The following is a 14,646-nucleotide window of genomic DNA, read 5'->3' as shown; positions in this document are numbered from 1 at the left end:
AAAGGAAAAATATGATAGATTTTCGTTCAGATACGGTCACCAAGCCAACAAAAGAAATGCGCGATATCATGTACAGTGCACCAGTCGGTGATGATGTTTATGGCGACGATGAAAGTGTAAATAACCTAGAAAACTTCGCTTCTACTCGTTTTAATTTTGAAGCCGCACTTTTTTGCAGCTCTGGAACACAAGCAAATTTACTTGGTTTAATGGCACATTGTGAACGTGGGGACGAATATATTTGTGGCCAAAATGCGCATAATTATAAATTTGAAGGTGGTGGTGCAGCAGTTCTAGGCTCTATACAGCCACAACCGATAGAAAACGAACAAAACGGTTCCATTAACTTCAATAAAATAGCCGCTGCAATTAAACCAGACGATAGTCACTTTGCAAAAACGCGATTACTAAGCCTAGAAAATACCATTGGCGGTAAAGTACTTAGCCTAGAGTACCTCGCCCAAGCACGAGATTTTGTTAATGAGCATAATTTAGCTCTGCATTTAGATGGCGCACGTGCGTTTAATGCATCAGTTGAGTTAGAAGTTGATATTAAACAAATAACGAAACATTTTGACTCTGTGTCTATTTGCTTATCTAAAGGGTTAGGTGCACCGGTTGGATCTTTATTATTGGGGTCATCTTCGTTGGTAAATAAAGCTAGGCGCTGGCGTAAAGTACTTGGTGGTGGTATGCGACAAGCCGGAATGCTCGCTGCTGCGGGGCAATATGCGCTTGAAAATAACATAAGTCGCTTAAAAGACGATCATGCTAATGCGCGCTACCTAGCTGAATGTTTAAGCTCACTTGAAGGCTTTAACGTAGATATGAGTAATACGACCAATATGGTGTATGCATCTTGTGATGAAGATTTTAATATTGTAGATATAGCTGCGAAGCTAAAACAGCAAGGTGTTTTAATAAGCCCAAGTAAACAACTCAGGCTAGTTACGCATTTAGGGATAACTCGAAAAGATATAGACACCTTTATTAACGCGTTATCGGCCCATATTTAAAGCGGCTTTGTAATGTTTGCGGCATACCGATACATAACGATCGTTGCCGCCAATTTCAACTTGATTACCATCGGCAATCGCATCACCATTTTCATCTGTACGTAATACGTGATTGGCTTTGCGCCCACAATGGCACACCGTTTTAAGCTCAATTAATTTATCAGCCCAAGCTAGTAGGTATTGAGAGCCAACAAACAACTCACCTCTAAAGTCGTTTCGTAAACCGTAGCAAAGCACAGGAATGCCTAACTCATCTACTACATCAGTTAACTGCATGACTTGCTCTTTGGATAAAAACTGACATTCATCGACTAATATACAATGGCGCTTTTTCTCATTGTTAAGTAATTGAATCAACTCATACACATCTTTACTTGCATCAAATACATGTGCATCTGCTTGCAAACCTATTCGAGAGGAAACCTTGCCAACACCTTCTCTATCGTCAATAGCTGCAGTGAGGATAACTGGCTCCATACCTCGCTCTTTATAATTAAAAGCCGATTGTAATAAGGTGGTAGATTTTCCCGCATTCATTGCAGAATAGTAAAAGTATAATTGAGCCATGATGGTGCCAAGTTACAAAAAGTGCGCTTATGCTACCCTAATATGCACTGAATACCAATTTCAAACGCCAAATAAGCTTATGATTTAAAGTATTAGTTTTTAGGTTGTTTGGCAGAATTTAAATAATCAATGTAGATAGGAGCCGTATCAAATTCACTAACCCACTGCCACATTTTATGACTAAGCGTCGGATGATTTTCATAAAATTGATGCGAAAAAACTAAATAACCAAGCGTAAATTCGTATGGGGGAAATAGTGCTTTTACATCGGTGTCACTATATGGGTAACTAGACGCTTTAATTTTATCAACTTGGCAAATATCTATGCTTGAGTCCACAACCCCTTTGTTAAGTAGTTCAAATGCATTTTCTTTAGACACCGTCTCGTGAACAAAAAGAGGTTCTTTTTTTAAAACAGCGCTCAAGCCATAACCGCTTGGCACAGCAATTGTAAATGTTTTGGTATTAAACTTATCGCGTGATTGCCATTGCGATCGAAATTTATCACGACCTAACAAGCAGCTGCCAAACTTGCTAATAGCAAACTGAGCATTAGGTTTTGCATCTTCATCCATTGGGTAAACGGCTATTTGCTCTCTGCCTTCTCTGAAGCTAGCAATAACTGCATTTACTTTATTTGATTCAAGATCCTTCAAGCACCTTCGCCAAGGTTTTCTCACAAACTCAATATCAACGCCATCAACTGCGTCGTCCAATAACCGGAGCACGTCTGCCGAAGCTCCGGGCCTTTGAATCGGGATCTCTTGCCCTGTACCTAAAAACATTGGCGCAATTTCCTTGTCTTCATAGCAAAAAAGCAACTTTTTAGCAGCGGCGTTTGCAACATTAATAGGTACGATGCATAAAAAGATAAATATATAAAATAGTGTATTAAATTGCATGGCTATTTTTTATTCGAGTATTTTCTATAGTGTAACCTTTATAATATATGATACAAAACTTAAGGCTACTAATTCACAAAACCCCTTCGTGTTTTAGGAGCCAGCGTTTTCTTTCGAGTCCACCAGCGTATCCTGTGAGCGTTGCATTTGCGCCAATAATTCTATGACAAGGCACGATAATGCTAATTGGGTTTTTACCGTTAGCTGCCCCCACCGCTCTTACCGCTTTTGGGTTATTTAATGCGTGAGCAATATCACCATACGTATTGGTTTTACCGTAAGGGACATCCAGAAGTGCGTTCCATACACTTTTTTGAAATTCAGTCCCTTTAGTATCCAATGGAACATTAAATGTTTTACGCTTTTTATTAAAATACTCTTTTAATTGCAGCGCACAGCTTAATATCGGCTCATTAGTTACTTTAGCAAGAGGCACATGTGGGTAGGTTTCAAGCGGATAAAAGCCAACGTAACTCACCCCTTTTTCAGTTGCTTGAATTATTATATTGTCTATGGGACTTGTTATGTATGTTTGAATAATCATGATAGTTGCTGCCAAAGTTGAAACGTTAAATAGGAACGAAATGGGGTGCACTTTTCACTGTTAAACGAACTTGCCGCAGCTTGTGCTTTTTTAATTCCTAAATCACCATCAAGTAATATATCGGGTTGGCTTTGCCCTCTTAATTTTGCATAGTTCACAGTCCATGGGCCTATTCCTTTTAAGTCAAGCCATAAATCTAAGTCACTATTGCCAGGGTTATTGGCGCAAAACAAAGCTAAATTATGTAGCGCATTTTTGCGCGCTTGTGGCATTTTAAAAAAATCAAAGCTGCTTTGTGCTACCTGTTCGGCACTCGGAAAATACACATGGTTTACGTCTTTTTCTCCGAGCTCATCAACTAGTTTAGTGACTAAGCTATGCGCTGCGGCTACGCTTACTTGTTGTCCTAGCACAGCCCTAATACCAGCCTCAAACTCTGACCAAATACCTGGCAACCTAAGTCCGTTACACAGTGTGAATGCATTGTTTATGTTTGTATTTAAATGAGTTTCTATTAAATTAATATCAGCATCTAAGTCTAGAACCCGCCGTATGTTATTTATAACTGTTTGCAAATATTGCGTGTCGTCTATCTCTACCTTTACTTTAAACTGATGTTTACTTTCGATAAATTCGGCAGTGAAACATCCTTTATAAAGCGTATTTGAAAACGTACGCCCGTAGCTATTTTCCGAAATCCATTCAACAGGTTTAATTAAACGTTTTTCTATAAACGAGCGTAAAGCAAGCCAATTATAAGGAGGCCTAAAAGGAAGGGTTAAGGTAAGTGACGTACTTTGAATTTTGGTATTTTGACGCAGTGCTGATGGTGTCATATTTAATTGTTTGAAAAAAGCATCGTTAAATCGCCTTGTACTTTTAAAACCTGCCGCGTATGCAATGTCGGTTAGCGATAAATGCGTTTCTTGTATCAGCTTTTTTGCAAAATGACATTGCTTAAATAAACGATATTGCGTAAGCGACAAACCAAAATGTTGTTTAAACAAACGTCTTAAATATCGGCTACTCACTCCTAACCTTTCAGCTAACTTTTCGCAATCATGTTCATCGTATTGGTCAATGAGCTGCTTTGCCCTCAAAGCGGTTGTTTTGACCCCTTGCCAAGCCGCACTTCCCGGTGCACTGTCAGGCCTACAACGAATGCAAGGCCTAAAACCGTCTTGCGCTGCATTATGAGCAAACTCATAATAAATAACATTTTTTTCAAGCGCAGTAGGCGCTGGACAAATAGGCCTGCAGTAAATACCCGTACTTTTTACCGCAACATAAAAAAGACCATCAAATCGGTGATCGCGACTTTGACGTGCTTTTTGCCAGTAAGATGAAATCATAAATAGCTCTTTTAATGAGTGACCAGCACAAAGTTTAAATAAATTTTTAACCATTGCTAGCCACAATCGGAACTTTACTATTTAGCAAAATCTATTAACTCTTGACCCGTTAAACGATAAATAATCCATTCAGTTTGGGGCTTTGCACCTATACTGTCATAAAAATCTATTGCAGGCTTATTCCAATCCAAAACAACCCACTCAAAACGACCACAATTATTGCTCAACGCCTTATTAGCTAAATGCTTCATTATGGCTTTACCAGCACCTTTACCACGGCTATCTGGACTTACGTATAAATCTTCAAGATACAAACCGTTTTTACCTAGCCAAGTAGAATAATTGTAAAAATAAACTGCAAAGCCTATAGGTTCATCGCCATCTAAACATATAATACTGTGCGCTGTGGCGCCTTCGCTAAATAATGTATCTAAAATAGCTTGCTCATTTGTTTTGACCGCATCTGGCTCTTTTTCATATATCGCAAGCTCTGTAATAAAATTTAAGATAATTTTGGCATCGCTTGGCTTCGCATCGCGAATTATAATTGACTTGCTCATAGTAGTGACCCTAAGTGTGCTGCACTATTGTTAAATTAAAATATGTGTTCAGTAAGTATTTATGGTGCTGATAATGTATTACACACCATGAAATTAATGTGTGTTTGAGTATGCCATACATTAATTAGCCTAATTGATTAATAAACAAAAAATATAATTGAATTAAAAACTATTAATGTGGTTTGCTATTTTTTGCACCTGAGTTCAGCGCTATAAAGTTAATTACGACACCCGTATTACCTAAGCTGTTTTAAATATATTTAAGCTACTCTTATTCAAGCAAAAATTGATTATGCGCCCAAAACGCAGAGAGCCTATAAAGCAAGCAACAATGCAAACTTAAATAAGAATCAAAACCAATAGTAACACAATGATTTTTATAGAGAAAACTTGCAATTACTTGGTTTTACACTACACTAGCCATAATTAACAAAGCTATGGTGACATATCATGAAAGGTAATCAAAAAGTAATCGACGCATTTAATGCGCTACTCGCCAACGAGTTAGCTGCAATCGATCAGTATTTTATACACTCTCGCATGTATGATGATTGGGGTTTAAATAAACTTTATGAGCGCCTTAATCATGAAATGGAAGAAGAAAAAGACCATGCTGACTGGTTAATCAAACGTATTTTATTTTTAGAAGGTGTCCCAAACCTTACCAAGCGTCGTGATTTGCTTATCGGAAACGATGTTAAAAGCATGATGCAAAATGATTTAACACTCGAACTAGAAGTTGTTGCCTGCGTAAAAGATGTAATTGCCATCTGTGAAGAACAGCAAGACTACCAATCTCGTGCAATACTCCAAAAGCTATTGTTCGATACAGAAGAAGACCACGTTTACTGGTTAGAACAACAACTCGGCCTAATTGAAAAAATTGGCTCAGAAAATTACCATCAATCTCAAATGGGTTAGCAGGAGCTAAAGTTATGAAAGGCGACTTAGAGGTAATTAAAGCGTTAAATAGCGTACTTGCTAATGAACTTGTCGGAATTAATCAATACTTTTTACATGCACGTATGTTTAAAGACTTTGGTTTTAGCCAGCTTGATAAAGCAGACTACAAAGTGTCAATTCAAAAAATGAAAAACGCCGATCGTTTAATTGAGCGCATTTTATTTTTAGAGGGTTTACCAAACCTACAAGACTTAGGCCGTTTACGTATTGGTGAAAACAGCGAAGAAATGATTGCTGCTAACATGAGCTTTGAGCTTGATACTATAGACGAACTTCGCGCTGCGGTTAAATTAGCTGAAAGTAAAAAAGACTACATTAGCCGAGAAGCACTCGACCATATTTTAAACGAGCAAGAAGAGCAAATGGACTGGCTAGAAACACAACAACAGCTTATTGAGAATGTAGGTATAGAAAACTATCTTCAATCTCAACTTTAACAACACGTTATAAGCATAAAAAAAGCAGCCATATGGCTGCTTTTTTTATGTAATTTTTTTAAAATAATTAAGCTACTTGATCTGTTATGTCTGCAATTTGAATCAGCTTGCGATTCAAAATCTTCTTCGTACAACCACAGCATTTTCCGCATTGGCTGCCGACGTTAAGCTCTTTTGCCAACTCACGCATAGTTGTTGCACCATCATCAATTGTTTGTTCAATTTTTTTATCTGTGACACCGTGACATAGACAAATGTACATGATTACAAACCACTCTAATTACTTTCGATATAGTTATATTAATCTAAATAGTAATAGTTATCAATAATTTTTAGAGCGTTATTTGAATTTTATTTTTAAACCCAATTATAACTTTAGGGTAACCTTTCATACAAAAATTGGTAACTCATTGTTCCCCTAATCTTTTGTCAATTTGATTTAGTATCGCCATTGATCCAAATTAATAGATTGATCATTAAAATCTAATAATTAGTGAATATAGATTAGTTTATTTGAGAGTGACTAATAAAACTTTCACTCAAAAGTGTGCACTAACACAAATATAAATCACTTGCATAAAACTACTGACTACTCAGTTAGGCTCTTTTTGAAAAAATAGAGTGTGATTTAACACTCAACAAATTTACTTTAAGGAAGCGGCCCTCTGAAGCTAAACCCTATTTTTGCAATAACAGCCTTTAGTATCTGCTACGAGTAATTTTGAGTTAAACCCAGCAACTAAGTTAGTCATAGCCGTTTCTACAAAACCACTGCCCTGTGAGCAAGCCAATCCTTCGGATAATGGCCCCGCATAAACAAACTCGCCATTCTTATCAATAATTACAGCGGCTGGCGTAGCTGGAATAACATGATGTAACTCAGCTGAATAAGGATGCTCGATAATATTAAAGCCTTTTTCGTCAGCAAACCGTTTTAGTGCGGTAATATGTGCTTTAGCCTGCTTCGCGCAACCACAGTTTTGCTCTATGACAAGAACTAAAGATGCCTCGTGTATTTGCGTATTCAACCCTAGCTGCTTTTTAAAACTTAAAAACCAACCATCCTGTAATAGTACTCGGTCACTATCAAACGATTTTAGCTGGCCAACCTGAAAATAAACTAAGCCTGATATAACGAATCCTAACCAGGCTAATATTATAAACTTTAAAAGGTGATCGTTACTTAAATTTAGCAATTGATTGCTCAAGTACATCAATACTGACGTCGATTAACTGTACTTTGTCGGTGAGCTGCTTAACAATATTGGAATCTTCGTACTGGTTTTGGCGCATTTGGTCTGTGCTATTAGCAATTTGTTCTGTATTACCAGCTTGCTCTGAAACAACTTGTGCAACCGAACTAGTACTACTCGACACCGCTTTTATCTGTTCACTCATTGCTGAAATATTCTCTTTCATTGCAGTGCTTATTTCAGTTAAATCAACAACAAAGCTCACGCACTGAGTCATTGATTGAGTAGATTTTTTACTATTTGTAACAAGGTCTTTAAGAGTCAGGCCTATCTTGTCTGTAGTTGCTTTACTATGGTTTGCCAATGATCGTACTTCATCCGCTACAACTGCAAAGCCCCTTCCGTGCTCGCCAGCCCTGGCGGCTTCAATGGCTGCGTTAAGCGCAAGTAAATTTGTTTGCTCAGCAATCCCAGATATTTCGTTTAATAAGCTTGAGATGACATCGCCGGCAGCAACGAGTTGATTAATTTGCTCTTCTGTATGATTTAACAAATTCAGTAGCTCTCTGCTTTTACTATCGGTCTGCAATACGTCGTCTAAAGCCCCTTTAGCAGATTGTGTGATGCTATCTACTTGTGTTTTCAACACTTCGCTTTCTTGCTCTACTAATTTGAAACCATGCGCAACTTGAGCACCCGAATTAGCTATATCATCTGTTTGCTGAGTTCGCTGCTGTGCACCATTCGCTAGTTGATCATGAACTTGAATTAATTCACCGGAATTGGTTTTTAGAGAATACGATTGAGTTTTAACTTGTTTAATAACGTCCGATAAGTAATCGAGCAAGGTGTTAAAACCAACAACGGCTTCACTTTGCGTGTAATCGGCTCTAAGAGATAATTTAATGTGCTCAGAGTTTTCCATGATTTGCTCAGTTGCTGAGCTAAGTGATGTTCCAGCCCGGCGCTCTCTCTCTAAAGTAATTGCTATGTAACCTACAACAAGCACTTCAACTATTGCATAAGCTGCATGAATAATCACAGTGCTAAAAGCAAGCCTATCAGGGTCAAAAACATAAAAGCCCGTATTTTGGGTTTGTAAGTAGTAGAAAGAAAGGTGATGGACCGCGACAAACAATATAGCTGTAATAAAAACGCGCCACTGAACAAAAACAATTAAAATAGGCATTAATATAAAAATTTCAAAATGCACTTCAATTAAGCCAAATGCTTGCTGTATATGCAGAAAAGAAAACATCATAATTGCAGCAGCGACTATGTGGGGTGTAATAGGGTTATTTTCTTGAGTTTTAAGTAGCCATATTGGTAATAAACACAACGGCAAACCGACTATAAATGCTTGAGTTAACGTACCAAAATAAAGGCCTAATCCTATAGATTCGACGAATAAGATGACAAAAATTACTGTTAATAAACGGCTAACACTAGACATAAAGACCCTAACTTTTAATTTTACTAATACATTTAGCTTAGTACAAATACAACCAAATAGTACCAATATTATCAATGAATGATTTAAAATTTAATATTAATAAACATTTAATTTACACTATATACAACTAACCTATTTAATTATAGGTAATATTTTCTTAAACGTAGGCGTAGCTGCAGTTTTTGTCCATTGAAATATAATAATTTCTGCACATGAAATTACCGCTCCGCCAAGCTTTAGCTGTTCTATTGCGATACTTTTATGCTCAGCATTACGAGAGCCTATTGCATCTATTACTAAAACCACTTCAAATCCATTTTTTAATAAATCAATACACGTTTGTAAAACACACACGTGCGCCTCAGTGCCCACTACAACAATCGTTTTTTTGTTAAAACTAATTAACTTATCTAAGAAGCCAGCTTCTTCACAAGCACTAAAATGCACCTTACTAAAATACGAAGCACGCGGTAAAACAGATTTAATTTTGTTGTCGGTTTCTCCTAATCCTTGGACGTACTGCTCTGAGATAAGTGTTGGTATATCGTGCACACAAGATGCCTGCGCTAATTTTAGTGTATTTTTTAAAAGACTTTGAAAATCACTAATCATGGGGGAAAGTCGCTCTTGAATATCTATGATCAGTAAAAGACTATCTTTAGCTTGTATGTTTGTTAAAACCATTTTAAGACCTCCCTAAAGCTCTTAAATAATAATAAACATTAGTTCATTGCATTAAATTTACATTGTTTTACCCAGTATTTTATTTGTAAAAAAAAATAAAAGTTGTGCTATATTTAACACTTAGCTTTACAAAGCAATACATGTTTGGAGATCGGTCATCAGTGCCAATAAGTAAATTATCCCTTTTTGTTTTATTGATAATGTTGTGTATGACCAATGCATTTGCATCGCAAAATTATGCCCAACAGTTACAACGCCTTTCTACCGATGAAGGCCTCTCACAAAATTACGTTGTAAAAATACAAGAAGATGAGATTGGCTACATTTGGATTGCTACGCAACAAGGACTAAATAGGTTTGATGGCTATAACGTTGAAACATTCGACGGTGGTTTTGAGTTAGACAAACACTATATTTCTACGGTGTTAAAAACACAAGACGGTAAGTTACTTGTTTCTACTGATATAGCTGGGGCATACCTAATAGACCCACTAACCCTTAAAACAGAAAAAATTTACTCTGGTCAACTCGATAAAGAAAAACAGATTTATTCACCTGTTGAAGCAATGGCTGAAAAAAACGAACTTTATTACTTAGCAATTGATAACCAAATAGTCACTTACAACAAAGTCACTGGAGCTTTTACACAAACAGCCGCTTTAGCTGAAAAAACTTCGTTTATTCGCGCTTTAACACTACACAATAATACACTTTTCATTGGTGCCAATAATGGGCTATATAAGTTCAACCTTGTAAGTAATCAGCTTACAGAAATACCACTTCACCCTGCCGAAAAAACAACAATAGACAACATTAATGTAAAGTTTTTGCAGGTAGATAAAGAGCTTGGCCTTCTAGTTGGCACGGTAGAAGGGCTTTATAAATTCGCATTTTCAGAAGATAACCTTGTACTCAGTTCTAAAATAACGACGCTTATTCCCGATCTTAATATCTGGGATTACATTAATTCTGACCAGGGTGAGTTTGTAGCAACAGAAAAAGGGTTATATAGTTTTAGCCGGGTAAACGGCGAAATAAAGTTCATTTTAAATTATGAAAAAAGTAAATTTAATATAAACGATAACTCAATTGACGATTTAACAATTAGCCAAACAGGAGTACTTTGGTTATCATCAAGAAGCCAAGGGGTATTCACGTGGCCCATTAATACAAGACGATTTAAAAATATTAAGTTGCCCGTCAATAATACGATAAACAAAATTCACGAAGACGAAGATAATACTATATGGTTTGGCACAAACGATGGCCTAGCTCAATACAACCCTAAAACAAAAACTACGCGTACTTTTTTAAACTCAACTGACGCAAAAGCAGTGTTTGGTTCGTCAGCAGTCTATGATATTTTTGCTTCCTCCCTTGGAAACAACCAATATTTATGGCTGTCTACATACAATGGGTTTGAATTGTTTGATAAAAGTAGTAAGCAATTAGTATCAAATTTAAGTACTAATAACGATTTACTTACTCAACCAACTGTTTTTGGTTTTGCCAAAATTGGCACTCATCAATATGCATTTGCAAACGACAAAAACTTTTACCTATTTAACGAAAAAACGGGTGATATAAGGGTTGTTAAAGGACTTAAAAACTTTCTAGACCCGGTATATGCTTATGTGTTCCTTCCGCCAATAGAAACACACCCAAATGAACTTTTAATTAGTATGACCAACAGCCTATATAGGTATAACGAGTCAACACAAAGCTTAACCCAAATATTTGAGTCATCAAAGAATAGAGACGACATCTATTACACTGTAGATAGTTATTACCTTGACTTAAAAAGAAATGTTTTATGGCTTGCAACTACTTTTGAAGGCTTAATTGGCATAGACCCACAAAGCTATGAACGTAAACATTCTCTGGGGCTTAAAAGTTCTTTAAATTCAAATTCAATTTTGTCTTTAGTGCCTGATGAAAATGATTACCTGTGGGCAAGCTCTGAGAATGGGCTCTACAAGGTAAACCTCAACACACTTAATGTTACAAGTTTTTCTGTTAAAGATGGTTTAAGCACCAATAAATTTACAGACTACACACAAAGAAAATTGAATAATGGGCACATAATATTAGGTAGTAATGCTGGCGCGCTGCTTTTTAATCCTGCTGATTTCAATACAAAAGCAACAACTAAAAAAGATAAATTAGCAATTACAGATGTCAGTCTATTGACAAGAGAATTACCTTTTTCACCTCTTGCATACAGTAATCAACCACTCAAATTGAGCCATGATGATATGGGGTTAACGGTAAGCTTTTCTGACTTTTCTTACCCAGATACAAATAAAACGTTATATGATGTGGTTCTTGATGGCCCAACATCACTTACCTATGACAACTTAAAATCAAATCAGGTGTTTTTTACTAAACTTCAACCAGGAAGCTACTCTCTCACTATCAACGCTCATTTTAAAGATGGTGTAATTAAAGCCCAACCAGTTAAGCTGAGCATGAATGTAGCCTATGCTCCTTGGAAGTCACCCTTTGCGATATTCACCTATATTATAGTTATGTTAAGCCTCTTCGCTTTATTTTTCTGGCAATACCGTAACCGCCAAAATGTTATTCAACAAGCGCATACAGACACTATAAATTCGAAAAAACAAACAGAGCTCGCTCTTAAAAATAATAAAAGTGGAATATGGGATTTTCGATTTAAAGATGGTTCTGTAAATACCTTACGCGGCATAGAACTGGGTTATGAGAACCTTGAAGAACGAGTATCGATAGAGCTGTTTTATTCTATTATACACCCTGACGATAAGCGTCGATTTGAAACCAAATGGCAAGGCTTTATAAGCAAAAAAAGTAAAAGTAAAAATTGGCAATTAACATATCGTCTCCGCCATAAAAATGGGCAGTGGTTGTGGTATCAAGACACTGGCCAAATAATTTTTGACACTCAAACAGGCAAACCTTTGTATGTATCTGGTATTTATACCAATATTACAGAGCAGCGTGCCAATGAAGAACAAGCCAAAATACTAGGTGAAGCATTTAGCCAAATAAACGATTGGTTACTGATTTTAGACGATCATTTAATGCCATTTTCAGCAAATAATAGTTTTATAAGAACGTTCTCTGATTCAGAGGAATTTACAAATATTAGCCCGAAACTATTTATAAAGTCTATTGGTAAAGAAAACTGTAAAGAGTTCGCAAAAATACTTAAAAAATTGCAACCAACTGAAAACTGGCATATTGATACGTTAATAAAAACAGCTAAAAGCAGTAAGCACCCAGTGCATATTAATGTGACTGCTGTAGCAAAAAGTACAACAGAAGTAAGCTACTATGTAATTGTTATTTCTGACCTAACAGAGCAAAAAAGAGCTGAAAATGAGCTGCGTTATTTAGCCAATTACGACGCACTAACAAAACTGCCAAATCGTAGTTTAATGTATCAAGAAATTGAGGAAGCCATTAAACAAGCCGAAAGTTCAAATACACATTGCGCACTCTTATTTATAGATTTAGATAAGTTTAAGCCAGTAAATGACTCTTTTGGTCATGCTGTAGGTGACAAGCTTCTTTGTAATATTACTGAACGGGTGAGTAATATTCTTAACGAAAATGCACAGCTTGGCCGCCAAAGTGGAGATGAGTTTTTAGTTCTTATTAAAAATGTAGAATCTCAGGACTCATTAAAAGAAACAGTTATGCTAATTAGTAAAGAATTAGCAAATAAAGTGATGATTGAAGACTTTGCGATTAATATTTCTGCCAGTATAGGCGTTGCTTTGTACCCATTTGATGCAATAACAACCGACATTTTAATTCGTAACGCAGACGTCGCTATGATGCAAGCAAAGCAAAATGGCAGGAATGGTTTTAGCTTCTTTAGCGATGAAATGAACGAACAAATAAAACAAAAGCTAATGCTCGAAAATGATTTAAAAGATGCAGTAAAAGCCGACTTATTTTTTAATCATTATCAGCCAATTGTTGATATTGAAGCAAGAACAATAAATGGTGTAGAGCTACTAATGCGCTGGAAAAACAAAGAGCAATTTGTTTCACCCGCAGTGTTTATTCCAATTTCAGAAGAAACCGGTTTAATCGAGCGCTTAACTGAGTTAGCCCTTAAACGCGCACTTATTGAATTAGCGCCACTACTGAATGACAATCCATTATTTTATATTTCCTTAAACCTATCACCAAAACATATTTTAAAGGAGAACATAACCGAACGTTTACAATGCATACTAGCAGACGCGGGTATTCTGCCAAAGCAACTGAGGCTCGAAATTACAGAGACTATATTGCTTGAAGATAAACTGAAAGCTGCTAAGCAGTTACAAAAATTAAAAGCAGCAGGATTTAAATTATTGCTTGATGACTTTGGTACAGGCTATTCATCGCTGACTTACTTGAGCCAATTCCCAATTAACGTCATAAAGATAGATCAAAGTTTTGTAAATAGTATTGGTGAGGACAAAGGAGACGAGTCAATTATTAAAACTATTATTTCTTTAGCTGAAAATTTAAACTTATATTGTATTGCTGAAGGCGTTGAAAATCGTGACCAAATGGAGTTTTTAGTTAACGCTGGTTGCCATGTGCTTCAAGGTTATTACTTTGCAAAACCAATGAGCGCCGAAGCACTTAATGAAAATAGTTGTTTTAGAAAAATTATTGAGCTTATTTGAAGCAACTAGCAAGGCATTAGAACCCCCATCCACTAACACACAGTTATAATGACCTTTGTGGGTTAGTGTTTGTTAAAACTTACAGCGGTTTAATCGCAGCACCAGGTTGGCTACTACTCCTGCACTACTCTTCGGCCTTTACACTCTGTAACAGAAAACCAAAGCCAAGCAACAAGAAGTAAACTGCCCCGGTAGCCCCCTTCGGGACTCGTTTGTTTGGCTCTAATATGCACTCTTACCTTTTAGGGCGTACACAACTCGCAGGCTCTAGGTTGAATAGATATCATACATACAGTTTAAAATTCAAC

The 14,646-nt window shown here is 36.5% G+C and carries 13 protein-coding genes; 4 read left to right on the top strand and 9 right to left on the bottom strand.

Annotation, left to right across the window (positions count from 1 at the left end; genetic code table 11):
• Window positions 1-11: 11 nt before the first annotated feature.
• Window positions 12-1,016, top strand: coding sequence for a low-specificity L-threonine aldolase (gene ltaE, locus RF53_RS10410; protein WP_010556772.1), 1,005 nt, complete (start codon window positions 12-14; stop codon window positions 1,014-1,016).
• On the opposite strand, the gene RF53_RS10405 is transcribed toward ltaE, so the two are convergent.
• The 5 genes from RF53_RS10405 to RF53_RS10385 form a co-directional block, all read right to left on the bottom strand.
• Window positions 999-1,583 carry a thymidine kinase gene (locus RF53_RS10405; protein WP_006791636.1) on the bottom strand — a complete coding sequence of 195 codons (585 nt, stop codon included), beginning with the start codon at window positions 1,581-1,583 and terminating at the stop codon, window positions 999-1,001. The genes ltaE and RF53_RS10405 overlap by 18 nt on opposite strands.
• A gap of 92 nt (window positions 1,584-1,675) precedes the next feature.
• Window positions 1,676-2,485, bottom strand: a complete 810-nt coding sequence (locus RF53_RS10400) for a hypothetical protein (RefSeq protein ID WP_039037592.1) — start codon at window positions 2,483-2,485, stop codon at window positions 1,676-1,678.
• A gap of 73 nt (window positions 2,486-2,558) precedes the next feature.
• On the bottom strand, window positions 2,559-3,029 hold the full coding sequence (locus RF53_RS10395; RefSeq protein WP_039037591.1) for a methylated-DNA--[protein]-cysteine S-methyltransferase: 471 nt from the start codon (window positions 3,027-3,029) through the stop codon (window positions 2,559-2,561).
• Complete coding sequence (locus RF53_RS10390; protein ID WP_039037678.1) at window positions 3,026-4,381, bottom strand: DNA-3-methyladenine glycosylase 2 family protein; 1,356 nt, start codon at window positions 4,379-4,381, stop codon at window positions 3,026-3,028. Before RF53_RS10390 ends, RF53_RS10395 begins: the two co-directional genes overlap by 4 nt.
• A gap of 77 nt (window positions 4,382-4,458) precedes the next feature.
• Window positions 4,459-4,941: a GNAT family N-acetyltransferase gene (locus RF53_RS10385; protein WP_008126160.1), complete on the bottom strand. Its 483-nt coding sequence runs from the start codon at window positions 4,939-4,941 to the stop codon at window positions 4,459-4,461.
• 450 nt (window positions 4,942-5,391) lie between these two features.
• Between RF53_RS10385 and bfr (RF53_RS10380) the strand changes: the two genes are divergently transcribed.
• Window positions 5,392-5,862, top strand: a complete 471-nt coding sequence (bfr, locus tag RF53_RS10380; RefSeq protein ID WP_006791631.1) for a bacterioferritin — start codon at window positions 5,392-5,394, stop codon at window positions 5,860-5,862.
• Between the two features lie 14 nt (window positions 5,863-5,876).
• The gene (gene bfr / locus RF53_RS10375) at window positions 5,877-6,341 is read left to right on the top strand and encodes a bacterioferritin (RefSeq protein ID WP_006791630.1); all 465 of its coding nucleotides are present in this window, start codon (window positions 5,877-5,879) and stop codon (window positions 6,339-6,341) included.
• Between the two features lie 67 nt (window positions 6,342-6,408).
• Here the strand turns inward: bfr (RF53_RS10375) and RF53_RS19245 are convergent, their stop codons facing one another.
• The 4 genes from RF53_RS19245 to RF53_RS10360 form a co-directional block, all read right to left on the bottom strand.
• Complete coding sequence (locus tag RF53_RS19245) at window positions 6,409-6,603, bottom strand: (2Fe-2S)-binding protein (RefSeq protein WP_006791629.1); 195 nt, start codon at window positions 6,601-6,603, stop codon at window positions 6,409-6,411.
• A gap of 409 nt (window positions 6,604-7,012) precedes the next feature.
• Window positions 7,013-7,555, bottom strand: coding sequence for a DUF6436 domain-containing protein (locus tag RF53_RS10370; protein ID WP_052242890.1), 543 nt, complete (start codon window positions 7,553-7,555; stop codon window positions 7,013-7,015).
• Complete coding sequence (locus RF53_RS10365; RefSeq protein ID WP_039037590.1) at window positions 7,521-8,987, bottom strand: methyl-accepting chemotaxis protein; 1,467 nt, start codon at window positions 8,985-8,987, stop codon at window positions 7,521-7,523. The genes RF53_RS10370 and RF53_RS10365 overlap by 35 nt, the downstream gene beginning before the upstream one ends.
• A 132-nt stretch (window positions 8,988-9,119) precedes the next feature.
• Window positions 9,120-9,671 (bottom strand): isochorismatase family protein, encoded by a 552-nt coding sequence (locus RF53_RS10360; RefSeq protein WP_006791626.1) that lies wholly within the window; start codon window positions 9,669-9,671, stop codon window positions 9,120-9,122.
• 209 nt (window positions 9,672-9,880) lie between these two features.
• Here RF53_RS10360 and RF53_RS10355 point away from each other — a divergent pair, with 209 nt between their 5' ends.
• The gene (locus tag RF53_RS10355; protein ID WP_052242889.1) at window positions 9,881-14,338 is read left to right on the top strand and encodes an EAL domain-containing protein; all 4,458 of its coding nucleotides are present in this window, start codon (window positions 9,881-9,883) and stop codon (window positions 14,336-14,338) included.
• The last annotated feature ends 308 nt before the right edge of the window (window positions 14,339-14,646 follow it).

The organism is Pseudoalteromonas sp. ECSMB14103, assembly GCF_000813065.1.
Lineage (GTDB): Bacteria > Pseudomonadota > Gammaproteobacteria > Enterobacterales > Alteromonadaceae > Pseudoalteromonas > Pseudoalteromonas marina.
This window is presented reverse-complemented; position numbering and strand designations above follow the sequence as displayed.